The sequence below is a fragment of the Rathayibacter sp. AY1B7 genome (assembly GCF_002932735.1).
Lineage (GTDB): Bacteria > Actinomycetota > Actinomycetes > Actinomycetales > Microbacteriaceae > Rathayibacter.
In genome coordinates this window covers 1-24405 of the sequence record NZ_PSWK01000007.1, presented here as the reverse complement: position 1 = coordinate 24405, position 24405 = coordinate 1, and the positions used below count along the sequence as shown (strand labels likewise).

Genomic DNA, 24405 nt, shown 5'->3' with positions numbered 1-24405 from the left:
GCAACACTACTGTCACGTACTCTCAGTCGGACCTCGTGCTGCCCCTGGCCCTCGCGACTCTTGACAGCGACGGCACCGTTACCGACCGATCAACCTTCGTTACAGAACCCATCACCATCGCCGTCTCGGCAATATCGATAGTTGTTCTCACGCTCCTCTTCTGCTTCCGCCGCTCGCCTGTCAAAATCCGCTTCTCGTTCGCGCCAGGCGTCAATTTCCTGTGCCACCTCGATCTCGAGCGCACGACGACATTCTCCTACAGTGCCGATGTAATTGGCGGCCACGGAGTTGCCTGCTTGCGCTATGAGTCGCGCGTACGGTCGGGCTCCATCGGCTATGGACGCTCGCGGCACATAATCGATGTAAGCCACAGTGTCATCGCCTACACCATTCTTGCCCACGCCCCCCTCCATGCTCGAGGCACTTGGGCGCCACCAGCCTGTTCTGACTAGTTCTTCGTTTATCGATCCACCCGGCGGTGCGACACTGGCCGCACCATTGCCGCCGTCGAGCCGATGAATGAACCCTTCACTCCTGTGCGGCTCGCTCATGACAACCAGTACTTCCTGCCCGATCGGGAGAGCCATTTCCATTTCCTGCCGAGCTTGTTCGACACCGTTCTGAGTGGGCTGACAGGCTTGAGCAACCGGTTCGATGAGATCCAGGGTCACGGTGGCCCCGTCTACCCTCAACGTGGAAAGGTCACCGGCCTCTGGGCGTCCAGTGATCTTCCCTGAGAAAATACGTTCTTCAGCGTGAAGGTCAGCTGCAAGCATTTCCTGCACGTCACTGGCTGCTTCATCAGTCTTCAACGCCCTGACGCTGACGATAGTACCTTCGCTTTTACTAGTTCCAGGTGAAATGTCTTGGGAAACGACGGTCCAGTTAGATTTACGCCAAATGCTCCGCTCGTTGAGCTTGTCCTCAGCGTTGATCTCAAGCCGGAGTCGATTTGCCAGCTTTTCAGCCTCGCTAAGTCTCATACCAACCAACATTGGAACGCGAACCTCACCCTCCTGCGGCCAATATTCGGGGGCAAAGGTTGCGCTAGGAGATGAGACTGGCGTTGCCGGGATAGTGGAGGCCGGTGTCGGACTTGCGGTAGGGGAGTCAGGAGCAGCGGACAAAAGTGCAGGTACTTGACCGGCATCACTTGCGTCTCGGCCCTGAATTGTGCCCCCTGTGGCGTTCGCGAAGACACCGACGAGCACGACGAGCGCACTGACGATTAGAGCAATTTTCTTGTGGCGCTCGTAGCCTTGGAGGCGCAGACCCCGCTTGTCCCGCATAGCGCCGGCAAGCACGAGAATTAGGTCCACGAGCACCCATATCCCAAAGCCGCCGAAAGTCAGCAACTTCAGGATTGCGGTTCCCGTTTTGCCGAGGTAGAAGCGGTCGACGCCGAACCAGCCAAGGAGCAGTGCGAACAGCCATGTCACCAGGAACGACTTATCGCCGGTGCCAGCATCTCTAACGTACCTAATGATTGGAGGCCGCGGCGGAGGCTGAGAGGACATATTCTTTCCTTAGTTCATGGGGCATGCTTAGCGAAACACGCGTCACCGGGGGTGCCCTTCGATCGGGCTAATCGACGAGGTCGTCGTAACGTATTGCTTCCAGCAGCTCTGCAAGTTCGGGCTCATCCGACAAGTCGAGCGGCATGAACGCCTTCGTCACTCCGACCTGTCGAACATGCAAGTCCGTGCAGGTGTCGTTCAGCACCTGTATCGAATCCGTCGTTGCCCATTGAACTCCATCGACCGCGGCGCGATTTATTTTCGCCGCGACCAGTACATGTGGAATATGATTTCCGTAAGAATCGGAATCAGCAACCGCAACGGCAACGAATCGGACCGAGCGCAAACCGGGCGCAACTGCAAACGCCTCACGAGCGGTCACAAGAACACATCCAGCTACCGCATGCTTATGCCAGTCCGCCGCTTCCTTTTTTGGCAGAGTCTTGATTGTAAGTCGTCCCGCGGGCGTAAGGTCGGGCTTTCTCTGCGGCATCGCGTCGGCAGCAGGCACGATTACGACCAGTGTTGCTTCACCGCCAGAGACACTCAGAGGAGCAGCGGCGGCGTCGTTGTCCTCAAAAGCGGCGGCCAGTGCCGACATTACGACTTCCGGCTGGTTGTCGACAAGTGATTGCCACTCCCTGTCGAGCACAGCTTGCGCATCTTCCTGTTGTGTCGCCAGCTGCCATCGGTGCCAGTCAATCTCCTGCCGAGCATCCGCCTCTGCGTTTGCAAGAGCCTGGCGCCGATGGTCGCGGGCGAACCAGCTAACACCCTGAAGATGTGCCGCTCGGTGGAGATTCCAGATTTCTACCTCGTTGATCTCATCCAGCGGTGGAGCCAGCGGCCTCGTCGCTGGTGGGAATTCCTGCCGGTGCAGGTTGTCGATGCGCTTGTAGACCTCGATGAGCTGTTCTGCTGCTTCTGCTCTGCTTGCGGCTTCTACGGACCGGGTGATTGAGCCGCTGGAGGTGCGACGAGCAACGCCGAGGCTGGTGGAGTACGTCACCGGTCCGATACCGGTGGAGAACCCCGGTGCCCCTGCGCCCAGGTGGAGCCGCGCGGCGCGCGGACCGAGGCTTGTCCTCACCCCGCGGCTCGACACGCGCACCCGGACGCCGGGTACTAGGCGCACTGAGAATCCCATGGTTCGCAGCCTAGAGGACAGCGAAAGTGGTGTTTGTTGGCAGGTTCGGGCGTCTCTGGAGCGGTCCGGGTGATCCTTGATCCGTGGCGCAGCAGTGGAGGTTCGAACGTTAGTGAGTGGGAGTAGGACGACCGTCTGGCAGTGACGCAGTGCTCGGGCCAACAACGCACCGGCACGGCGTCGCCCGCGGTGAAACGCTCCCACTGCGCCGCCTCCAGCACATCACGCTCCGGCGGGTAGACGCTCATAACGTCAGCGACCCCGCGTCGGGGAAGTTGTTGCCCGCTAGTAGGAGGAGCGGCTCGTCGGGTCGCCGGGGCCGCCGATCAGGCCGGCGCGCGCGATCAGGGACGGCGCGGATCCGGCCAGCACGGCCTGCTCGCAGGCGGCCTTCGCGGCGCCGTACGAGGCGGGGTCGTCGGAGGGAGGGAGCAGCTCGGCGTCCTCGTCCGCACCGACGACCGCGTTCTCGGCGTAGACGCTCGTGGTCGAAACGAGGACGTAGGCGCTGCAGCGCAGGTCGCGGACGGATCGGCGGACGTGCTGTGGGGTCGAGGAGACGTCGATCACCGCGTCCCACGATGCCGCAGCCACGGCGTCGAGAGCGTCGTCGCGGTCGCGGTCGGCCCGGACGAGGGACGCCCCCGCGGGCACGGCCGTCCCCCGCGCGAGGCAGGTCACGTCGTGGCCGCGCCGCAGCGCCTCCGCCGCGAGGTGCCCGCCGAGCCAGCCCGTGCCTCCGAGGATCAGCGTTCTCATCCCCGCATGCTCGCACGGGCCGCCTCGCGCGAGGCCCGCTGAGGTGCCCGAGACGGTTCCGAGAACGCTGAAACAGCTGCATCCCCGGGCGACTCGACGCAGTGGGCGCCCAGCGAGCGCCTCAGCGACAAGGGCCCCCTCCACGAGCCCCCGGACACCCGACCACCCGAGCCCGCCCGCGTCCTCTGTCCGGAATCACGCGGGCGGCTCGGGTGCCCGAGCGGCTCACACGACGACGAAGGCGTCCAGGATCAGCGAGTTGCCCGTGGAGGCGGCGTTGCGCTTGCTGCCGCGGCGGATGGTGATGGTGTGCTCGCCGGCACTGAGGGTGCTGCTGGTGAACACGGTGCGGGCCGAGCGGTTCGTGGCGCTGTAGCGGTCGACGGAGGCGACGAGCACGCCGTCGATCAGGACCTCGTTGATGCCCGAGGTCGGGGTGATCCGGCTCACCCAGCTGACCTTCGTGCCCCGGAAGCGGAGGGTCGCCGAGGCCGTGGAGGTGCTGGAGTACGAGATGCTGCCGCCGCTGTCGGCGGTGCTCGAGAGCGTCGCCCAGGTGCCGACCGTCGCGATGACGGCGGCTCCGTTCTGGTACGTCCCCGCCGCCGGCAGCGTCGAGGTCGGGGTGGGCGTGGACGTGGCCGTCGGGGTCTCGGTCGGAGTCGGCGTGTCGGTGGGCGTCGGCGTGCTGGTCGGAGACGCCGTCGCGGTGGGGGTGGGCGTCGACGTGGAGACGGTCCCCGCGGTCACGACGAAGGCGTCGAGGATCAGCGTGGATCCGGTGGACGCCGGGTTGCGCGTCGTCCCGCGGCGGATCGTGACCGTGTGGGTGCCGGCGGCGATCGGCCCGCTCGTCCAGACCGTCTGACCCGAGCGGGTCGTGGGGCTGTAGCGGTCGACGGTGGCGACGAGGACGCCGTCGAGCAGCACCTCGTTGATGCCGGAGGTCGCCGTCATCCGGCTCACCCAGCTGACGCCCGTGCCCGAGAAGCGGAAGCTCGCGGACGCTCCGGCCGAGCTGGAGTAGCTGATGCTCCCACCGCTGTCGGCGGAGGAGGAGATCGTGCTCCAGGTGCCCGCCGTCGTGATGAGCGGCGAGGAGTTCTGGTACGTGCCCTCGCCCGGGATCGACGAGGCGGGCTCGTCGGGCAGCGGAACGACCGGCTGCTCCGCGAGCCAGCGGTCGAACGTGTCGAGCATGTCCTTGTTCGTCAGGCTCGGCACGTTGTGGCCGTTCGGAGCGCCCTCGGTCGGCGTGTAGAGGACCACCGCCTCCTTCGCGACGGGCTTCGCGAGCGCGACCCACGCCCCTCCGTGCACGGCGATCGGGACGAGGACGTCCTCCGTCGAGCCGGTCGTGCGGATCCGCGCCCCCGCCCACGAGGCCTGCGGCAGCAGCGCGGGGTCGGTCGCCGGGATCGTCGAGGGGTCGTTGTCGTAGTCCGGCAGGACGCGCCCCGGGTCGCGGCGGGCCATGTCGGCCATGTCGTAGACGCCGGCCGCGTGGTACGCGCCGCGGATCTCGGGGACCAGCTTGTTGCCGTACGCCCAGCAGAGCAGTGCGCCACCGCCGGAGTTCGAGCGGAGGAAGCTCGCCCCGATCCGCCACGTCTTCTGGAACCAGGCGACCGCGTCCACCTGCATGGCGACGGCCCGCTTGTTCGTGTAGATGCTGCCGCCGTAGTTCGGGCAGATCGAGATGACGCCCTTGTCGACGGCCTGGTCGGCGCTGTACTGGTAGGCGCCGGACAGGGCCGCGTAGGTGCTCCCGTTGGCGTGGTAGTACCAGTAGACGACCCGGCCGATGCGCTGCGAGGGGACCGCGGTGTGCGGGACGAAGAGCCGCGCGCGGTCGGTGCCGATCATCACGTCGATGATCTGGTACGGCTTCTTCCCCACGCGCGAGATCGCCGTGTCGCTGCGCCCGAGCTCGTTGGGCAGCGGCGGGATCACGCTGTAGTCGGGCGCCGCGGACGCGGTCATCGCGTAGGCGAAGGCGGATCCGACGCCGAGGGCGGCTCCGGTGAGGACGAGACGGCGGCTGTGGCGCGCAGGAGAGGACATGGGATCCCGACGTGGAGAGGGCTGCTCGGTCGGCGGAGCCTGACCGGAAGGTGTGAGGGGGGTGCTGCGGTCCGGATCGGACCACCGTGGAGGGGGCGCGGTGCGGTCCTTCGGGGGACCGTGCGGGCGGGCAGGCGCGAGTGCATCCTCCCGCGTCCGCCGCGCGACCACCAGACCCGCTTCAGGGACACCCGCGGCGGCGCTCCCACCTGGCGTTCAGCGGCGGAGCGATCCGGAGAAGGTCCTGGTGAGAGCGCTATCTCGCGCCACTGCTCTGGAGATGCCCGCCACGGGAGCGGAACTGCATCGTGTCGGTGGCGGAACTCCGGGGCGGCACGGGGCCGGCAAGGATCCAGGCCGCCGTGCGCCCGGCGCGAGGGCCATGCGCACGTCAACACTCTCGCGGGAGACCCCCGGATGAGTCTCGTTATCTGAGCACGACCTGATCGCTGGTTCAGCGCCTGCTCTCCCCCCTCTGAGTGCCGACCGGATCGAGGGTCCGTCGTCCGCCGCCCACGTCCCGTCTCAGGGGGACAGGGCGCCTCCGAGCCGCGACCTATCGTGATCCCGCTCCATCCGGAAGGCCCGGCGAGGCGCCCCGGGGGGAGGTCGATCCGTGTCGAACGCGCATGCCCGGCCGAGCCACGACCGCTCGATCGCCCTCGGCCTCGTCCTGCTCCTGCTCGCCGCCGTCCTCGTGGTTCTGCCGGCGACGAGAGCTGCGGCGGCCACGGTCCTGCTCCAGGAGGGCTTCGGCGGCACCAGCGTCGCGGACTCGGCCTGGCAGGCGCTCGACGGGGGCTGCATCACCCGGGCGACGACCGCACCCCCGGCCGGGTCCTCGAACCTCGGCGTCTGCGCCAACCGGACTCAAGCCCCCGTCGCCGCGACGAGTCCGGGCTTCCTCCAGCTCACCGATGCCCGCAACGACGCCAAGGGCGGCGCGGTCTTCAACCGGCCCATTCCTGCCGCGGGCGGCATCGACGTCCAGTTCGACCAGTACCAGTACGGAAGCTCGCTGACCGGGGCCGACGGCATCGGCTTCTTCCTCACCGACGGCTCGAGGTCCCTCACCGCGGCGGGAGCTCCGGGCGGATCGCTCGGCTACGGCCAGTCGGCGACCGTCGACGGGGTGAACGGCGGCTACCTCGGGATCGGAATCGACGCCTTCGGGAACTTCTCGGCCAGGCCCCCCGCCGCGCCTACCCTCGGCCTCGGCTCCGACTGCCCCTCGAACTCCGGGTCGGCGCTCCTCACGGCGAACAAGGTCGTGGCGCGCGGACCCGGGCAGGCCAAGAGCGGATACTGCTTCCTCCAGTCGGCCTCGCCTCCCCTGCTGACGTCGGTCCGCACGACGGCCACGACATCGACGGGCGCTCCGCCCGCGTCCTACGGGCGCACGATACGGATCATGGTCTCGGCTGCCGCCACTCCCGTCGTCACGGTCTACTGGGGAGGGACAGCGGGTCTGCCCGCCGGGCAGCTCGATCAGCTGATGCAGTTCACGATGCCGACCGCAGCGCCCTCGACCTACAAGCTCGGCTTCACGGCGTCCACCGGTGGATCGAACGACACCCACCTCGTCCGCAACGTCTCCGTCTCGTCCATCAACACTCTCGACGACATCACTCTGGTCAAGCAGATCGACCGCACCACCACGCAGCCCGTCGCCTACGCCGAGGGATCCGTCATCCCTTACCAGTTCGTCGTCACGAACGGGTCTATCCGGGGCACGCTCACCGGCATCGTCGTCACGGACCCGAAGGCCGCGAGCATCTCCTGTCCGACGACGACCCTGCTCCCGCTCGCCTCCACCATCTGCACGGGATCCCATACGGTCACGGCCGCCGAAGCGGTGGCCGGCTCGTTCGTCAACACGGCGACCGCTGCAGCGACGAAGACGGAGACGATCTCGAACGTCGTGACGACGACCCCCGTCACCAGCAGGACCGCCACCGTCACCGCCCCCATCGCCGCCCCGGCTCCCGCTCTGACCCTCACCAAGACCGCCCTGCTCACCGACACGAACGGCAACGCCCAGGCCGACGCCGGAGAGCAGATCCGCTACTCCTTCCTCGCCCTCAACTCCGGCACCGTCACACTGCAGACGGTCGCCGTCGCCGACCCGAAGGTCACCGGCATCACGCCCGCCTCGACGCAGCTCGCCCCCGGAGCGAGCGCCACCTTCACGTCGGCGCCCTACACGGTGCTGCAGACCGACATCGACAAGGGCACGGCCGTCACCAACACCGCCACGGTCAGCGGGCGCACGCTGGCAGCCTCGCCCGTGACGGTCACCGCGACCTCCACGGCCACCACGCCGATCCGCTACGCGCCCTCGATCTCGCTGACGAAGAACGGCACGATCCCGACCGGGGCCGCCGTGGGCTCGACCGTCTCCTACAGCTTCTCCGCCACCAACACCGGCAACACCGGGCTGAGCGCCGTCGCGGTCACCGACCCCAAGAGCGGGCTCTCCGCGCTCGCCTACTCCTGGCCGGGGACCGCCGGGCGCCTCGAGATCGGCCAGTCGGTCACCGCGACCGCCTCGTACACGCTCACGCAGGCCGACGTCGACGCGGGCCAGGTCCTCAACACCGCGACCGCGACCGGCACCCCTCCGACGGGCGCCGCCGTCACGGCCACCGCCTCGCGGACGGTGACGATCACCCGCACGAACGACCTCGCGCTCACCAAGACCGCGAACCCCGCCTTCATCAGCGCCGCCGGCACCGTGGTGACGTACACCTTCCGCGCGACCAACACCGGCACCACCACCCTCACCGCGGTCGCGATCAGCGACCCCAAGAGCGGACTCTCCGCTCTCACCTACTCCTGGCCGGGCACTTCCGGACGACTGCTGCCCGGCCAGGTCGTCACCGCGACCGCCGCCTACACGACCACCGCCGCCGACGTCACCGCCGGCACGATCGCCAACACCGCCACGGCGACGGCGACCGGCCCGACCGGCGGGGCGTTCACCCGCACGGCCTCGGTGAGCATCTCGGTGATCCCCGATCCGGCGGCTGACGCCGCGACGGTCGTGCAGGGCGGATCGGTCGTGATCGACGTGCTCGCGAACGACGGGCCCGCCGCGACCGGCGCGACCTTCTCGCGCGCGCAGCTCTCGGCGACCCCGAGGGCGATCGGAGGCGCGGCGACCCCCGCCCCCGCCACTCCCGTGCAGGGTTCCGTCTCCTGCGTCGCGAGCGGAGCGACCCGCGGCCAGTGCACCTACCGCCCGATCGCCGCCTTCGTCGGCACCGACGTCTTCGACTACTCCCTCTCGGGCCAGTACGGCACCTGGAACGTGCGGGTCACGGTCACCGTCACCGCGCTGAACCGCGCGCCGGTCGCCCGGCCCGACCGCGTGGTCGCGACCACCGGCGGCCCCGCCGTCACCGTCGCTCCGCTCGCGAACGACACCGACGAGGACGCGGGCACGACCCTCGCCCTGGCCGGAACGAGCGTCCCGGCGGGACTGCGCGGAACCTTCTCCTGCTCCGGATCCACGTGCACCTACACGCCCGCGGCCGACGGCTGGACCGGGAGCGCGACGATCGCGTACACGGTCACGGACGGCGCGCTCACAGCGGGCGGCACGATCACGGTCTGGGTCGATCCCGCTCCCCTCGTCCGGCGCGGCTTCTCCGGCACCGGCAGCACGAGCGGAGCGGTCGGGCTCGGCGCCTGGACCAGCTCCTCCGTGGTCGCCACGCCCGTCGCGAGCTGCACGGCCGGTCGGCCGAGCACCCTCGTGAGCTGGTCGGCCGCCGCTGGAGCGACCGGCTGGACCCTCGAGCGCCGCCTCGCGGGGACGACGCCCGGCCCCTGGACCGTGATCGCGGCACCCGCCGCCTCCGCGACGAGCTTCACCGACGACCGGGTCGGTGAGGGCCGCAGCTACCAGTGGCGGGTCCGCCCGGACCTGCAGCGCTGGCTCGGAGTCGCGTCCGCCGCCTCGACCGCCGTCGCCCAGCCGGCCGTCACCACCGCCGGAGGCTGCTGATGCCTCCCCGCCGACACCCCTCTCGTCCTGCACGTGTCCTCGTGAGGGAGACCACGCCCGCACCGGGCACCACCCACCAGAAAGGAACGGTCGCCATGACCACCACAGCACCCACCCGTCGCAGCCCCTGGAAGAAGTTCGCCCTCACCGGCGGCGTCCTCCTCGCCGCGGGAGCCCTCGCCGGCGCCGGCGCCTTCGCCGTGTTCACCGACTCCGGGACCGCCGTCGGCAACGTCGACGCCGGCCAGACCGACATCTCGGTGACCGGAGCGTTCACCGTCGCGAACATCGCGCCCGGCGACACGGTCCAGCGCCCGATCAGCCTCGTGCTGCCGAACGCGACCAACGACGGCGACCTCGTCTCGTCGGTCCGCTTCTACCAGGACGTCACCAACGACGTCGTCGGCTCGGACACCACCGACCCGGGCCGCGTCGGCGCGTCCCTCGTCACCGGCACGAACGGCCTCGACTACCGCCTGCTGACCTGCTCCACCGCCTGGGTCCCCGCCGCCGCTCCCGCGGAGGCCGGCCCCTACACCTGCGCGGGCACGCAGACCGTCACCGGCACCGGCAAGCTCTCGACCATCGGCGGAGTCGCCAACGCGGCGAACTTCACCCCGGCGAACTTCGGCATCACCCCCACCACGACCGGGACCTTCCCCTCGGACGCCGGTGACGTGACGCTGAACACGCTGATCGAGCTCGTCCTGCCGACCGCGGCCGACAACGCGTACGAGAACGCCTCCGCCACGGTCACCTTCACGGCCGCCGCGATCCAGCGCGCCGGCATCCAGAAGTAGACCGTCCCCCACCGCCTCCGCCCTGCCCGGCCGCCACCGGCGCGGGGCGGAGGCATCCCCCTTTTCCTCCCGGAGTCGTCCCCATGCCCCACGCCCGTGCGCTCGTCGCCGTCCTCGCGGTGGTGCTCCTCGCGCCCGCGGCGAGCGCCGAGCCCGTCGGCGTGCTCGACGTGCGCGAGCTCTCGGCGCCCGGATCCCTCACCGACCTCGCTCCGGGCGACCGCGCCGAGTGGGCTGTCGAGGTGACCAGCACCGGCCTGTCGCCGCAGGGGGTCTCCGTGGCCTTCGCGGTCGACGGAGGGACGCTGGCGCAGGACCCGCGCGACGGCCTCCAGCTGTCCGTCGAACTCTGCGACTCGGCGTTCACGGTCGCCGAGGTCGTCGACGGGGAGCGCACGGTCGAGCGCTACCTCTGCCCCGACGACGCTGTGCCGCTCGGATCCGGACCCGCGGCGACGCTCGGCCGGCTCGACGGTGTCCGTCCGCTCGAGCGCGGGGCCACCGTGGGCGTGCGCGTCCGCGTCCTGTTCCCGGAGTCGGCCGGCAACGGGACCGAGCTCGCGGCGGCGTCGCTGCGGGTGCTCGTGGGCACGACGGAGGAGGATCCCTCCGCGACGCCCGGCCCCGGCTCCTTCCCCGGAGCGGCGGGCGGCGGGCTGGCCGTCACCGGCCGCGACCTGGGCGCCGCGCTCCTGGGCGGGATGCTCGCCCTCGGCTCGGGCGCCCTGCTCGCCGCGGCTGCGCGCCGTCGTCACCGGAGGGAGCAGGGGTGAAGGCCCTCCGCGCTCTCCTCGGCGGACTGGTCACGATCGTGGCCGTCGCCGGCATCGCCGTCTTCGTCCTCTCCGCGCTCGGTCTCGTGCGGCTCGTGCCGGTGCTGTCGAACTCGATGGCGCCCGGGATGCCCGTCGGCTCCCTCGCCGTCACCCTGCCCGTCGACCAGGCCGCGATCCGCGCCGGCGACGTGATCGTCTTCACCGACCCGGACGATCCGGGCCGCCGCGTCATCCACCGCGTCACCCTCGTCTACTCCGAGGAGGAGGCTGCGTCCCTACGCGGCCGCGAGCTCGGCCAGCTGGCGCTCACCACCAAGGGCGACAACAACGAGTCGGCCGACCCGTGGATCGTGACGATCGCGGACGAGCGGATCTGGCGCGAGAGCTCGGTGGTGCCGCTGCTGGGCTGGCCGAGCATCGGCCTCGCCCAACCGGAGGCGCGGTTCGCGCTCTTCGCCGCGGGCGGCGCGGTCATCGTGGGCGCGCTCCTGATCGCCATCTGGCGCCGCCCCGCGGAGGTCGCCCCGTGAGCGGCGCGCACCGCTCGTCGGACGGCACGCCGCCCCCGGAGCCCCTGCGTCCGCCCGCTGAGCACGGACGGCACAGCGCCCGGCCGTCCTCCCGCGACCGCGGAGCCCCGCGCCACTCTCCCGAGGTCCGCCGCCGCGTGGTCTCCCGCGCCGGCCTGGCGGGACTCGTCGCCGGCGCGCTCGTCCTCGGCGCCGCCGCCACCGCCACCGCCGTGCTCCTGGACCGGGGCTCCGTGAGCGCGCGGGTCGCCTCCGGCACCGTCATCGCGACGTTCACCGGCACCGGAGCGACGACCGTGCCGGTCCCCGTCGCGGGCCTCGTCCCCGGTGGCACGGCCCGGCGCCTCCTCGACCTGACGAACGCCGGGACCCTGCCGATGTCGGCCCTCCAACTGCAGACGGCCACCGGCACCGACCTCTCGGACGGCCTGCAGCTCGCGATCGAGCGATGCTCGCTGTCCTGGTCGGCCGATGCCGCGACCTGCCCCGGCACCGTCACCACCGTGTCGGCCGACCGCCCCGCCGCCTCCCGCCTCGACCTGCCCGGCTCCCCCGCCCTCTCCGTCGGAGCGACCGACCACCTCCGCCTGACCGTGCGCCTCTCGGAGTCCGCGCCGTCCGCCGCGCAGAGCACCTCCGCGACCCTCACCGTCACCGTCGTGGGCCTGCAGCGGCCGGGCCGCCAGCTGTAGGCGCGGCGGGCCCACGCCTCGGCGGCACCACCGCCGCGCCGTCCCCTTCCGCGTCAGCGCTGAGGCGCCCGAGACGGTCGTCGACACGCCGGAGCGGGCGACCGTCTCGGGCGACTCAGCGGGGCCGCGGGTACCTCGGTGGTGCCTCGCTACTCGCGCAGGGCCGCCACGGCGTCGTGGAAGCTCGGCACGTCGGAGAGCACGCCCTCGGGGCCCAGCACCGTCCAGGTCGTGCCCGTGCGGATCAGGACGCCCAGCTCCTCGGCGGGCCGGCGGCGGGTGCGGCGCAGCTCGAGCACGAAGACTCCGGGACGCGCCTCTCTGATCTCGGGAGTGCGCCGGTCGGGCAGCATCACGAGTCCTCCCCGAGGGTCAGCGGTAGACGCTCCACTCCTTCTTCACGATCCGGCGCTCCTCGCCGTCGACCGCGACGATCCACTCGCCGTCCTTCTTGGCCACGACCCGCCCGCGCAGGTACTGCGGCTCCCAGCCGTCGGCCTTGTTGACCCACTTCACGAACCGCGCGAACCGCCCCGGTGCCACGTCGTCTCTGGACATCTCTCGACTCCCCTCGTCGTCACCGGCACGTCCATCGCCCTCCGTCAGGAGAGCACCTCGCCCAGCGCGAGGGGGACCTCTCCTGTGAGGTCTCGAAGCCGGTTCACCGACGGTAGAACGCGCTGCTGGAAGTGGACGAGGCCGTTGACTGATCGACGATCGTCTGGCAGTGGGGTCAGGATGCGGCAGCGGAATCAGGAGTCGAACAGCACGTGCGGCCGTCCGGCGTCGACGATCACGCGGGCGCGCACCCCGTAGACGTCCGCGATCAGCGCCGGAGTGAGCACCTCCTCCGGGGTGCCGCCCGCGACCACGCGCCCCTCGCGCAGCACCAGCAGCGCGTCGCAGAACAGGGCCGCGAGGTTGAGGTCGTGCAGCGCGACGACCGTGGTCACCGGCAGCGCCCGCACCAGGGCCAGCAGCTCCAGCTGATGGCGGATGTCGAGGTGGTTGGTCGGCTCGTCCAGCAGCAGCTCGCGCGGCTCCTGCGCCAGCGCCCGGGCGATGTGCGCGCGCTGCCGCTCGCCGCCCGAGAGGGTGTGCCAGAGGTGGTCGGCCTTCGCCTCGAGACCCACCTGCTCGAGGGCGCGCTCGATCGCGCGCAGGTCCTCGGCCGTGTCTCCGCCCAGAAGGGAGCGGTGCGGTGTCCGCCCCAGCCGGACGACGTCGCGGACGGGGAGGTCCGCCTCCGTCTCGGCCTGCTGCGTCACCGTGGCCACGGCCCGGGCGACCTCGCGGCGGCGGAGCGAGCGGAGCGGCGCGCCGTCGAGGGTGACGACGCCGGCGTCCGGAGCCGCGGTGCCCTGCAGCAGCCGCAGCAGCGACGACTTGCCCGAGCCGTTGGGCCCGAGCAGTCCCACTGTCGAGCCGGGAGCGGGGCGGAGCGAGACCCCGTCGACCACCAGGCGGCCGCCCCGGCGCCACGAGACCCGGTCGGCCTCGAGCGTCACGAGCGGCCCCTCCGCCGCAGGAGCAGCAGCATGAACACCGGCACGCCGACGAGTGCCGTGCCGACCCCCACCGGCAGCGGAGTCGGCGCGAACGCCACCCGCGATCCGGCGTCGACCCACACCAGGAACACCGCGCCGAGCAGGATCGTCGCGGGGATCACCCGCGAGTGCCGCTGGCCGAACACGAGTCGCGCGGCGTGCGGCAGCACCAGCCCCACGAAGCCGATCGCGCCGGCGATGCTCACCAGGGTCGCCGTCAGCAGGGCCGTCACCACCAGCAGGAGGAGGCGGGTGCGGCCCACGTGCACGCCGAGCGACGCGGCCATGTCCTCCCCGAAGGCGAACGCGTCGAGCGTGCGCGCCGCGGCGAGGCAGACCACGGAGCCGAGCAGCACGACTCCTCCGCTCAGCGCCACGTCGTCCCAGCGCATGCCCTCGAGGGAGCCGAGCAGCCAGAACATCACGCCGCGCGTCTCGTCCGAGTCGGCGAGCGCGAACACGATCAGCGAGGTCAGCGCCGAGAACAGCTGCGTGCTCGCCACCCCCGCCAGGATCACGCCCGAGGTGCCGCCCGCCGAGAACCGCGTGAGCAGCAGCACGAAGCCGAAGGCGACCAGCGCGCCGACGAAGGCGCCTCCGGAGAGCCCGACCACTCCTCCGCCGACCCCGAGCACGCCGACGAGCACCGCGCCCGTGGAGGCTCCGGAGGAGACGCCCAGCACGAACGGGTCGGCGAGCGGATTCCGCAGCAGCGACTGCAGGATCACTCCGCACACGCCGAGCCCCGCCCCGCAGGCCGCGGCCACGAGTGCGCGCGGGAGGCGCTCCTGCCAGACGATCGCGTCCTCGGCCGCACGCACCGGGACGGAGGCGAGCCCGAGGTGGTTGAGGAGGATGTCGCGGACGTTCACGAGCGAGACGTCGGCCGGGCCGAGCGTCACCGCGACGCCGACCGAGAGCGCCAGCGCGAGCAGCCCGCCGACGACCAGCGCCGCGGCGGCCAGACCGCGCGGCACCCGGCGGACGAGGACCGCGCCCGTGCCCGTGTGCGTGCTCAGAGCGAGGCCCCGTTCTCGTCCCACCAGGCGCGGATCTTCTCGAGCCCGTCGACGAAGCGGATCGACGGGTTCATCTCGGCGCCGTGGAGCGCGATGAAGCGGCCGTCCTGCACCGCGGGCAGGCTGCTGGTCAGCGGGTCGGAGCGGAGGAACGCGGTCTTGTCGTCGAGGCGGTCGCCGGGGAAGCGGTCGCGCTGCAGGTCGCCGAGGACCAGGACGTCCGGGTCGGCCGCGACGACGCTCTCCCAGCCCACGGCGGGCCAGTCCTCCGTGCGGTCGGCGAAGACGTTGGTCATGCCGGTCGTGGTGCCGAGCATCGAGGCGAAGTTGTAGCCGCCGGCCATGTAGGGCGTCTTGGTGTCGGCGAACCAGAAGGCGACGCTCCGGCCGCCGAGGTCGACCCCCTCGGTGGCGGCGGCGGCGCGCTCCTGCAGCTGCGCGACCAGGGCGTCGCCGCGCTGCTGCACGTCGAAGACCTCGGCCAGCTCGTGGATCTCCTGGTAGAGGACGTCGACGGTCAGCGGGACGGTGCGCGTGCCGCTCCCGCCGTTGACGCTCGCTCCGTTGTCGCAGTCGGAGGGGGCGAGGTAGGAGCCGATCCCCGTCTCGGCGAGGCGGTCGCGCGAGGCGACGCCCTCGGGCGCGTAGTGCCGGCCGAAGGAGGCGGTGACGAAGTCCGGGTCGGCACCGAGCAGCACCTCGTAGGTGGGCGCGTTGTCGGCCAGGCGCGGCACGCTCTCGTTCGCGGAGGCGAGGGTCTCGAGCACGGGGTCGGTCCAGGAGGCCGTGCCGACCATCCGGTCCTCGAGGCCGAGGGACAGCAGGATCTCGGTCGAGTTCTGGTCGAGGGAGACGACCCGCTGCGGAGGGGCGGCGACGGTGGTCGTGGTCCCGCAGCTGTCCAGCGTGAGCGGGTACGAGGTCGTGCCCTCCCCCGCGGCGGCCGTGCTCTCGGGCTCGATCTGCTCGGAGGCGCCGCAGCCGGTGAGGGCGAGCAGGGTCAGGGCGGCGAGGGCGAGGGCGGCGGGGCGCCGTCGGTGCGTGGACATGGATCTCCCGTGGTTCGTGGGCGTCGGTCGTCGGCCCGGTTCATAGGCCCGGTTCATGGGCCCGGTTCGCCGGCAGGGCTCGTCGGCCCGGTCCGTCGGCGGGCGGCACCCGCGTCTCGGCGTGGAGCCCGGGTAAGCATAGCCTTACCTCACCTAAGCCCGTCCATCCGCGCCAGTCGATCCGCGCCACCCGCCTTCGATCCACCCTCGGTCCCGCCCGCCGACGACTCCGCAGAAGTCGCCGTGGTCGCGCGCGAGAACGGCGACCTCCGAGTTCTCGATGCACTCAGAAGGCCCGAAACAGCCGAGTAAGCGGACACCTGTCGCGCACCTCGCCTCCGCAGCCCCCAACCAGGTGGACAGCACCCCGGACACGGTTCACCTGGGGGCGCGAGAGCGCGATCCTGAACACCGACGCTCGACGGCGCCCGCCCCACCGCCCGCCGACCGTCACGGAAGGAACCCGTTGCCCCGCCACTCCGCCCGCACCGCCCCCTCCGGCCGGTTCGCGCTGGTGCGCAAGGCCGACGCGTCCGGCTACCGGCCCGAGATCGAGGGACTGCGCGCCGTCGCGTCCCTCCTGGTCGCGACGTTCCACATCTGGCTGGGCCGCGTCTCCGGAGGCGTCGACGTCTTCTTCGTGATCGCCGGGTTCCTCACCACCCTGACCCTCCTCGGCCAGATCCGCCGGTTCGGGCGCGTGCGTCCGATCGCCTTCCTCCGGAGGCTCGCCTCGCGGCTCTTCCCGGCGGCCGCGGTGGTGCTGGTCGTCGTGGCGGCGCTCGCTCCGCTCCTCCTGCGCCCCTCGCAGCTGCTGCAGACCTTCACCGAGGTGCTCGCCTCGACCTTCTACGTCGAGAACGTCGCGCTCGCGCGGGCCGGAGTGGACTACCTCGCGCAGGACGACTTCCACTCGCCGGTGCAGAACTTCTGGGCGATGTCGGTGCAGGGGCAGTTCTACCTGATCTGGCTCGCCCTGGTGCTCGTCGCGACCCTCGCCGCCGTGCTGCTGCGGCGACGCGCGCAGCTGCCGCGGTTCCTGCTGGCGCTCGTCGCGGCGCTCACCGTCCTCTCGTTCGCGTTCTCCGTCGTGCTGGTCGGGATCGACCAGCCGACCGCGTACTACAGCACCCTCGCCCGCTCGTGGGAGTTCGGGCTCGGCTCGCTCGCGGCCCTCGTGCTCCCGGGACTGGCGATCCCGGCGGCCCTGCGGACGGTCGCCGGGTGGCTGGGGCTGATCGGAGTCGTCTCCTGCGGATTCGTGCTCCAGGTCTCGAGCGCGTTCCCCGGCACCGCCGCGCTCTGGCCGACCCTCTCGGCGGTGCTCGTGCTCGTCGCCGGGACCGGCCCCGCCCCGGAGCGCGGCGTCGGCCGACTGCTGGCCCTGCGCCCGCTCGTGTGGCTGGGCGGCCTGAGCTACGGGATCTACCTCTGGCACTGGCCACTCCTGGTCTTCTGGCGCGAGAGCACCGGCGAGGACCCGACCGCCCTCGCGGGCCTGGGCGTCATCGCCGCCGCGATCCTCCTGGCCGCTGCCTCGAAGCGCTTCCTCGAGGACCCCCTCCACCGCCGCGCCCCCGCCGAGCGCCCGCACCGCCTCCGCGCGCTCGCCCCGGCGGCCCTGCTGGCCGTCGCCGCCCTGGCCGGAGCGACGGGCCTCACCGGCACGAACGCCGCGATCGCCGCCGACCTCACCCGCGCGCACGCCCTCCCCGTCTCGACCGAGGGCTGCGTCGGAGCCGCGGCGCTCGCGAACGCCTGCTCCGACTTCTGGACCACGAGCCTGCCCGCCGTCGACGCCTCGGAGGACGGCTCCGCGCTGAACACCGACGAGTGCAGCACGGGCAACTCCGGCACCGCGCTCAAGGAGTGCCGCTTCGGCGATCCCGCCGGCCTCCGTGTGCTGCTCATCGGCAACTCGCATGCGGCGTCCTTCTTCCCGGCGCTGCGCGGCGTCGCGGAGGAGCGCGGCTGGGACCTGCACACCTACTACAAGACGGGCTGCGTCTTCTCGACCGCGGAGCGGCGCGACGACTCCGCCTCCTCCCGCCGCTCCTGCGACGTCTGGAACGGGAAGCTGCAGGAGGAGCTCGCCGGCCAGGAGCCGTACGCGCTCGTCGTCACCGCCTACTCCGCGAAGAAGTCCGTGTTCGTCGACGCGTCCGGCACCCCCGACGAGCAGGCCGGCATCGACGGGTTCCACGAGTCGTGGGCGCCGCTGATCGCCCGCGGATCCACGGTGGTCGCGATCCGCGACAATCCGGTGCTGCCCTCGCTCTCCCTGCTGGCCTGCGCCGAGGGGCCGGGCTCCGCGGCCGACTGCAGCGTGCCGCTCGACGAGGCCTTCGCCGACCGCGAGCTGATGGCCGCCGCCGCCGAGGACTGGCCGGGCGCCGCCGCCGTCGACCTCACCCGCTGGTTCTGCGACGACCGCGGCTGCCCCCTCGTGATCGGCGGAGTGAAGGTGTACCGCGACCTCGGGCACCTCACCGAGTCGTACGCCCGGACCCTGGCGCCCTACCTCGGCGAGGCGCTGGACCCGCTGGTCGGCTGAGGGCCCTCGCGCTCGCCTCCGGACGCATGCAAGACTGTTTATACGAACAGGGGATCGGAGGAGCCGATGGGCCACTCTCACGGCGTTCCGGCCGGCTCCGCCGCCGCGCGGCACCGGCGTCCGCTCGTGGCCGCCTTCGTCCTGACCGCGGCGTTCATGGTCGTCGAGTTCGCGGTCGGAGTCGCGACGGGCTCGCTCGCGCTGCTCTCGGACGCCGCGCACATGGGCACCGACGTGCTGGCGCTCGGGATGTCGATCGCCGCGATCTCGCTCGCCGCCCGCCCCGCCGCGAAGGGCCGCACCTACGGCTCCTACCGCCTCGAAGTGCTGGCCGCCCTCGCCAACGGCCTGCTGCTGTTCGCGGTCGCCGCGTTCGTGATCGTCGAGGCCGTCCGCCGCTTCGCCGAACCGCCCGCGGTGCCCGGCGGCCCCCTCCTGATCACCGCCGTCGTGGGCCTGGCGGTCAACCTCGTGAGCCTGCGCCTGCTGTCGGCCGGGGCGAAGGAGAGCATCACCCTCCGCGGAGCCTCCCTCGAGGTGCTCGGCGACGCGCTCGGCTCGATCGGCGTGATCGTGGCGGCGATCGTGCTGCTCACCACCGGCTGGGCGTGGGCGGATCCGATCGTCGGCGTGCTGATCGGGCTGCTGATCCTTCCCCGCACCTGGTCGCTGACGCGGCAGGCGCTGGGGATCCTCATGGAGTCGGCGCCCGCGCACGTCGACCTCGCGGCCCTCGAGCGCGACGTCTGCGCCGTCCCCGGCGTGCTCGCGCTGCACGACCTGCACGTGTGGACGATCACCTCCGGCATGGAGAGCGCCACCGGCCACGTGGTCGTCGCCCCCGACGCCGACTACCGCACCGCGCTCTCGCGGGTGCTCGCCGTCCTCCGCGAGCGCCACGGCATCGACCACGCGACCATCCAGTGCGAGCCCGAGGCCTTCCCGGAGACGACGCACCGCGTCTGAGCGCGGGGGTGTCGCGGCGCACGGCCGCACGCCTCCGCATGCCCACGACCCTCCAGGAGTCGTCGCACTCGACGTCGACTGCGACGACTCCCGGCTCCTCGACTCTGCGGGCCTCGCCCGCCCCTGAGCACCTTCCGATTGTTGACGTGAACATGTACAGTCGGCCGTCAGGGCGCGTTCACGTGAACACGCCCGCATTTCGATGGCGAAAGAGAGACCGCATCAATGTCGATGTCCTTCAGAAGGGTCGCCGCGCTCGCCACGAGCGCCGCCCTGGCCACAGGAGCACTGCTGGCGATCCCCGCCGCAGCGGCCCCCGCTCAGGCCGCGGACGCGTTCCGCATCACGCCGAACCCCGCCGCCGCCGGTGAGGCGTTCGAGGGCTGGGGCACCAGCCTCGTCTGGTTCGCGAACGCGACCGGCGGCTATCCCGAGGCCCTCCGCGAGGACCTCTACCAGAAGGTCTTCGGCGACAGCGGCCTCGACCTGAACATCGCCCGCTACAACATCGGCGGCGGCAACGCCTCCGACGTGAAGGACTACCTCCGCCCGGGCGGCGCCGTCGAGGGCTGGTGGAAGCCGAACCCGGCCGGCGACGCGTCGACCTACGGCGGCACCTCCACGAAGCTCGCCGACCGCGATGCGCTCCTGGCGAAGTGGAACGCGGACGACCCCGCCTCCTACGACTGGACCGCCGACGAGACGCAGCGCTGGTGGGTCGAGAGGCTCGCCGAGGAGAAGCAGATCTCGCATTGGGAGGCGTTCTCCAACTCCGCCCCGTACTTCATGACCGAGAGCGGCTACGTCTCGGGCGGCTTCGACGCGAACAGCGAGCAGCTGAAGCCCGCCGCCGAGGAGCAGTTCGCGAAGTACCTCGTGAAGGTCACCGAGCACATGGAGGACGAGTACGGCATCGAGTTCGACACGCTCGACCCCTTCAACGAGCCGAACACGAACTACTGGGGCACGCAGCTCTCCAACGGCGTCCCGACCGGCGGACGCCAGGAGGGAATGCACGTCGGACCGACGCGCCAGGCGGGTCTGATCCCCGACGTCGCCGCCGCGCTGGACGCCTCGACCACCGACGCCGGCATCGCCGCGATGGACGAGACCAACCCCGACATCTTCGCGACGAACTGGGCCGCCTACTCCGCCGCGATCCGCGCCGAGGTCGACCGGATGAACGTCCACACCTACGGCACCTCGGGCCGCCTCAAGGTCCGCGACCTCGCGAAGCAGGCCGACACCGACCTGTGGATGAGCGAGATCGAGGGCAACTGGGTCACCGGCTTCGACCCCACCAACATGGAGAACGGCCTCGGCATCGCCGGCCGCATCAACGACGACCTGCGCGAGCTCGAGCCCAAGGCGTGGGTGCTCTGGCAGCCCGTCGAGGACTACTACAACATGCAGCAGCCCAAGCCCAAGGGCGAGAACCTCAACTGGGGCTCCGTCTACATCGACCTGGACTGCAAGCCGTACCAGGAGAACGGGACCGAGGTCTGGAAGTCGGTCCGCCGCGTCGCCGACGCCGGTGGCGACTCCACCAAGGCCCCGGTCTGCGGCGTCGAGACGAACTCGAAGTTCAACACCATCCGGAACTTCACCAAGTTCATCCACGAGGGCGACCACCTGATGCCCTCCAACGACAGCTCCTCTACCGCCGCCGTCCGCGGCGACGGCTCGGGCGCGACCGTCGTGCACACCAACAGCACCGCGACCGAGAAGACCGTCGTGCTCGACCTCTCCCGCTTCGGCACCATCGCCGACACCGCGACGGTCACCCCCTACGTCACCACGAAGGCCTCCTCGGCAGCCGCTCCCACGAGCAACGCCCTGGTCGCCAAGACGCCGGTGAGCGTCGACCGCATCTCGCGCACCGCCACGATCACCGTGCCCGCCAAGTCGGTCACGAGCTTCTCGATCGACGGAGTCTCGGGAGTCGCCGACTCCGCCCCCGCCCTGCGCGACGGCCACCGCTACCAGCTGGTCGGCACCCAGAGCGGCAAGGCCCTGACCGGCAACCCCTCGGGCGCCGCGACCACGATCACCGGCCTCGCCACCGACTCCGCCACGGCCGCCAAGCAGACCTGGACGGTCCGCGAGGTCGCCGCCGGCGAGCGCGAGGCCACCCGCCGCGTCGTCCTCGTCAACGGCGACGGACGCGTGCTCGGAGCCACGACCGCCGGCACCGACCTGCGCTCGCTGTCCGTCGACGCGGCGAAGACGACCGCCGCGACCCGCTGGATCGTCAACACCACCGACGGCGTGAACTTCTCGCTCGTCAACGAGTCGATCGCCCAGTCGCTCGACGTGAACGGCGGCTCCAGTGCCGACAACGCGTCGGTCGGCGTCTACACCTCCAACGGCGGAGCGAACCAGTCGTGGTCCCTCCGCGACCTCGCGCCGACCGCCGGCCAGACGATCGCCGTCCGCACCACCGCGGGCGTCGCTCCGACCCTGCCCGCGAGCATCACCCCGCAGTACTCCTGGGGAGCCGGCGCACCGCTCGCCGTCACCTGGCAGCGCCCCGCCGACTCGGCGTACGGCGCGACCGGCCGCGTCGAGGTGCCCGGCACCGCGACCGACCTCTACGGCCAGACGATCACGGTCACCGCGCTCGTCGACGTCGGCGGACTGACCGCGACCGACCCCGTGTCGGTCACGGCCGCCGCGGGCGCCTCGGTCGCCGGAGTGAAGGCCTCGGCCCCGACGACGGTCCCCGCCCGCGTGGGCGCCTCGGCCAGCACCTTCCCGGTGCCGGTCGTCTGGGACTGGACGCCGCTCACCACCGCCTCCCTCGCCCGGGCCGGGCAGGTGACGGTCTCGGGAACGGCGACCGCCGACGGCGCGACGCTCCCCGCCACGCTCACGGTGCTCGTCACCACGGGCACGCTCCGCAACTTCAACCCGGACGCCGGCATCGTCGCGACCGCGTCGTCGTCGGAGTCGGGCTACGGACCGGAGCGCACCCGCAACGGCGTCGACGGCGACAAGGGCTGGTCGAACTGGACCAACGGCACCAAGGCCGCGCAGAGCTCGCTGACCTACACCTTCCCCTCGACCCACCAGGTCGAGAAGGTGTCGGTGCAGTTCCTCGCCGACGGCGGCACCAGCTGGGCGCAGACCTACCAGCTGCAGTACCAGGCCGCCGACAGCACGACCTGGACCGCGGTCCCCGGCTACGAGTCGGCCGTGGCCCTCGCGTCGCCGGCCGGCGGAACGGCTCCGACCCTGGTCGCGTCGTTCGCGCCCGTTACGGCCAAGGCCTTCCGCGTCGTGATGAACGCCTACGACAACACGCACCTGATCGTGGCCGAGACCAAGCTCTACGAGTCGGTCGCCTCGCCCGCCGCGGTCGCCACCCTGGGCGCCCTGCGCGTCGGAGGAGCAGGCATCGCCGGGTTCGACCCGGCCCGCACCTCCTACGCGGTCACCGTCGAGGGCACGGCGATGCCGGTGATCGGAGCAGTGGCGACCGACTCGGCGGCCACCGTGCGGATCACCCAGCCGACGACGGCGAACGGCGGAGTCGCGACCATCGCGGTCCGCGCGGCCGACGGCTCCGTCACCTCGACCACGACGGTGACGGTGACCCTGAAGGCGCCCGTCGCCCTCGCGGTCGCGGTCACGGCGACCACCCGCTGCATCGCCGGCAAGGTGACGCTCACCGTCGCGGCGAAGAACGAGTCCGGCGTGCCGGTCTCGATGACCATCGCGACGCCCTCCGGGTCGAAGCAGGTCACCGGAGTCGCGCCCGGCGCGAGCGGCAGCGCCGCGTTCACCACGCGCGCGGCCTCGCTGCCGGCCGGCCAGGCCACCGTCACCGCGACGGGCACGGTCGACGGCAAGCAGGTCACCTCGGTGGCGACGGGAGCGTACGCGGCCCGCAGCTGCTGACGCCCCCTCCGACACGGACCGCCTCCGCCCCTCCGGGGACGGGGGCGGTCCGTCGTTCGCCGTCGGAGCGGCGCTGCGGGGGCGGCGCGTCGCGGGATCCCGATACGCCCGCGGCGCGGGCTACTCGATCAGCACGGATCCGTGCCGGTCGGGCAGCCGCACACCTCCGCGCCGGTGGAGCGACCGCGCACCCCCATGCCGGTCGACCAGCCGCGGCACGCGGAGTACCGAGACCCCGCTCAGTGCCCCGCGGCCGCCTCGTCGCGGGAGCGCAGGCGCGAGACGCCCATCACGACGGCGGCGATGACCAGACCCAGCACGAGGCCGAAGATCATCGAGACGAAGGTGTCGGCCAGCCAGACGACGACCGGGCCCGCGCCCTCGACCGCGTGGGTGACGACGTGCACGAGGTCGTACGGACCGTGCCACACCGTCTCGGCGAGGTTCGCGACGACGAGGTGCCCGCCGACCCAGAGCATGGCGAGCGTCCCGATGATGCTGATCGCGCGGAACACGACCGGCATCGACGCGACGATCCTCGCCCCGGTGCGCCGCACGCCGCGGGCCGCGTTCTTCATCAGGCGCAGGCCCACGTCGTCGATCTTCACGAGCAGCGCGACGGCGCCGTAGACGAGCACGGTCATCCCGAGCCCGACGACCAGGAGCGCGCCGAGCGTGGGCCAGATCCCGAAGTCGGGGTCGAGGCCGTCGAGCGCGATCAGCATGATCTCGGTGCTCAGGATGAGGTCGGTGCGGATGGCGCCGAAGACGAGCTTCTTCTCGTCGCGCGCCTCCGTCTCGTGGCCGCCGTGCGAGACGCCGAACCACTCGAGCACCTTCTCCGCCCCCTCGAAGCAGAGGAACGCGCCGCCGAGGATGAGCAGGTACGGCAGCACCTGCGGCGCGAACGCCGAGAGCAGCAGCGCCAGCGGGATGATGATGACGAACTTGTTGAACAGGCTCCCCAGCGCGATCCGCCCGACCACCGGGAGCTCCCGCGCGGGCGTGAGGCCCTGCACGTACTGCGGGGTGACGGCCGCGTCGTCGATCACGACGCCCGCCGTCTTGGCGCTCGC

18 protein-coding genes are annotated in these 24405 nt (G+C 71.4%); 8 read left to right on the top strand and 10 right to left on the bottom strand.

Annotated features, from left to right (window positions below; genetic code table 11):
- Positions 1-89: 89 nt before the first annotated feature.
- The 4 genes from C5C95_RS17360 to C5C95_RS17355 form a co-directional block, all read right to left on the bottom strand.
- Positions 90-1439 (bottom strand): NINE protein, encoded by a 1350-nt coding sequence (locus tag C5C95_RS17360; RefSeq protein WP_374953792.1) that lies wholly within the window; start codon positions 1437-1439, stop codon positions 90-92.
- 145 nt (positions 1440-1584) lie between these two features.
- Positions 1585-2664, bottom strand: a complete 1080-nt coding sequence (locus C5C95_RS17100; protein WP_146078952.1) for a DUF4236 domain-containing protein — start codon at positions 2662-2664, stop codon at positions 1585-1587.
- A 285-nt stretch (positions 2665-2949) separates the two neighbouring features.
- Positions 2950-3423, bottom strand: coding sequence for an NAD-dependent epimerase/dehydratase family protein (locus C5C95_RS05540; RefSeq protein WP_104323992.1), 474 nt, complete (start codon positions 3421-3423; stop codon positions 2950-2952).
- Between the two features lie 225 nt (positions 3424-3648).
- Positions 3649-5487 (bottom strand): hypothetical protein, encoded by a 1839-nt coding sequence (locus C5C95_RS17355; protein WP_181027253.1) that lies wholly within the window; start codon positions 5485-5487, stop codon positions 3649-3651.
- A 616-nt stretch (positions 5488-6103) separates the two neighbouring features.
- On the opposite strand from C5C95_RS17355, the gene C5C95_RS05530 reads away from it, so the two are divergent.
- From C5C95_RS05530 to C5C95_RS05510, 5 genes are all read left to right on the top strand, one after another.
- Positions 6104-9496, top strand: coding sequence for an Ig-like domain-containing protein (locus C5C95_RS05530; RefSeq protein WP_104323991.1), 3393 nt, complete (start codon positions 6104-6106; stop codon positions 9494-9496).
- A 95-nt stretch (positions 9497-9591) separates the two neighbouring features.
- Positions 9592-10296: a TasA family protein gene (locus tag C5C95_RS05525; RefSeq protein ID WP_104323990.1), complete on the top strand. Its 705-nt coding sequence runs from the start codon at positions 9592-9594 to the stop codon at positions 10294-10296.
- Positions 10297-10379: 83 nt separating this feature from the next.
- Complete coding sequence (locus C5C95_RS05520; protein WP_104323989.1) at positions 10380-11069, top strand: hypothetical protein; 690 nt, start codon at positions 10380-10382, stop codon at positions 11067-11069.
- Complete coding sequence (locus C5C95_RS05515) at positions 11066-11602, top strand: signal peptidase I (protein WP_104323988.1); 537 nt, start codon at positions 11066-11068, stop codon at positions 11600-11602. The genes C5C95_RS05520 and C5C95_RS05515 overlap by 4 nt, the downstream gene beginning before the upstream one ends.
- 137 nt (positions 11603-11739) lie before the next feature.
- Positions 11740-12294 carry a peptidase gene (locus tag C5C95_RS05510; protein WP_104263573.1) on the top strand — a complete coding sequence of 185 codons (555 nt, stop codon included), beginning with the start codon at positions 11740-11742 and terminating at the stop codon, positions 12292-12294.
- A 149-nt stretch (positions 12295-12443) separates the two neighbouring features.
- On the opposite strand, the gene C5C95_RS05505 is transcribed toward C5C95_RS05510, so the two are convergent.
- The 5 genes from C5C95_RS05505 to C5C95_RS05485 all read right to left on the bottom strand — a co-directional run bounded on the left by C5C95_RS05505 (position 12444) and on the right by C5C95_RS05485 (position 15909).
- A complete protein-coding gene (locus C5C95_RS05505; protein WP_104256374.1) occupies positions 12444-12650 on the bottom strand; it encodes a hypothetical protein in 207 nt (68 codons plus the stop codon).
- Between the two features lie 16 nt (positions 12651-12666).
- Positions 12667-12852 carry a hypothetical protein gene (locus tag C5C95_RS05500; protein ID WP_104223398.1) on the bottom strand — a complete coding sequence of 62 codons (186 nt, stop codon included), beginning with the start codon at positions 12850-12852 and terminating at the stop codon, positions 12667-12669.
- A gap of 194 nt (positions 12853-13046) precedes the next feature.
- The gene (locus C5C95_RS05495) at positions 13047-13802 is read right to left on the bottom strand and encodes an ABC transporter ATP-binding protein (protein ID WP_104226361.1); all 756 of its coding nucleotides are present in this window, start codon (positions 13800-13802) and stop codon (positions 13047-13049) included.
- Positions 13799-14884, bottom strand: coding sequence for an iron ABC transporter permease (locus C5C95_RS05490; protein WP_104323987.1), 1086 nt, complete (start codon positions 14882-14884; stop codon positions 13799-13801). The genes C5C95_RS05495 and C5C95_RS05490 overlap by 4 nt, the downstream gene beginning before the upstream one ends.
- Positions 14857-15909: an ABC transporter substrate-binding protein gene (locus tag C5C95_RS05485; protein ID WP_104323986.1), complete on the bottom strand. Its 1053-nt coding sequence runs from the start codon at positions 15907-15909 to the stop codon at positions 14857-14859. The genes C5C95_RS05490 and C5C95_RS05485 overlap by 28 nt, the downstream gene beginning before the upstream one ends.
- A gap of 466 nt (positions 15910-16375) precedes the next feature.
- Here C5C95_RS05485 and C5C95_RS05480 point away from each other — a divergent pair, with 466 nt between their 5' ends.
- The 3 genes from C5C95_RS05480 to C5C95_RS05470 all read left to right on the top strand — a co-directional run bounded on the left by C5C95_RS05480 (position 16376) and on the right by C5C95_RS05470 (position 23329).
- Positions 16376-18463, top strand: coding sequence for an acyltransferase family protein (locus C5C95_RS05480; RefSeq protein WP_181125577.1), 2088 nt, complete (start codon positions 16376-16378; stop codon positions 18461-18463).
- 66 nt (positions 18464-18529) lie between these two features.
- On the top strand, positions 18530-19429 hold the full coding sequence (locus C5C95_RS05475) for a cation diffusion facilitator family transporter (RefSeq protein WP_104226358.1): 900 nt from the start codon (positions 18530-18532) through the stop codon (positions 19427-19429).
- Between the two features lie 231 nt (positions 19430-19660).
- The gene (locus C5C95_RS05470) at positions 19661-23329 is read left to right on the top strand and encodes a glycoside hydrolase (protein WP_146087054.1); all 3669 of its coding nucleotides are present in this window, start codon (positions 19661-19663) and stop codon (positions 23327-23329) included.
- A 239-nt stretch (positions 23330-23568) separates the two neighbouring features.
- On the opposite strand, the gene C5C95_RS05465 is transcribed toward C5C95_RS05470, so the two are convergent.
- Positions 23569-24405 (bottom strand): DUF808 domain-containing protein (locus C5C95_RS05465; RefSeq protein WP_104323983.1); only part of this gene is annotated, 837 nt, incomplete at its 5' end.

Bases quoted from the DNA above. Each gene is read 5' to 3' on its own strand.
- C5C95_RS17100 (WP_146078952.1), bottom strand. From the start codon at position 2,664: ATGGGATTCTCAGTGCGCCTAGTACCCGGCGTCCGGGTGCGCGTGTCG.
- C5C95_RS05540 (WP_104323992.1), bottom strand. From the start codon at position 3,423: ATGAGAACGCTGATCCTCGGAGGCACGGGCTGGCTCGGCGGGCACCTC.
- C5C95_RS17355 (WP_181027253.1), bottom strand. From the start codon at position 5,487: ATGTCCTCTCCTGCGCGCCACAGCCGCCGTCTCGTCCTCACCGGAGCC.
- C5C95_RS05525 (WP_104323990.1), top strand. From the start codon at position 9,592: ATGACCACCACAGCACCCACCCGTCGCAGCCCCTGGAAGAAGTTCGCC.
- C5C95_RS05520 (WP_104323989.1), top strand. From the start codon at position 10,380: ATGCCCCACGCCCGTGCGCTCGTCGCCGTCCTCGCGGTGGTGCTCCTC.
- C5C95_RS05500 (WP_104223398.1), bottom strand. From the start codon at position 12,852: ATGTCCAGAGACGACGTGGCACCGGGGCGGTTCGCGCGGTTCGTGAAG.
- C5C95_RS05485 (WP_104323986.1), bottom strand. From the start codon at position 15,909: ATGTCCACGCACCGACGGCGCCCCGCCGCCCTCGCCCTCGCCGCCCTG.
- C5C95_RS05475 (WP_104226358.1), top strand. From the start codon at position 18,530: ATGGGCCACTCTCACGGCGTTCCGGCCGGCTCCGCCGCCGCGCGGCAC.
- C5C95_RS05470 (WP_146087054.1), top strand. From the start codon at position 19,661: ATGTCCTTCAGAAGGGTCGCCGCGCTCGCCACGAGCGCCGCCCTGGCC.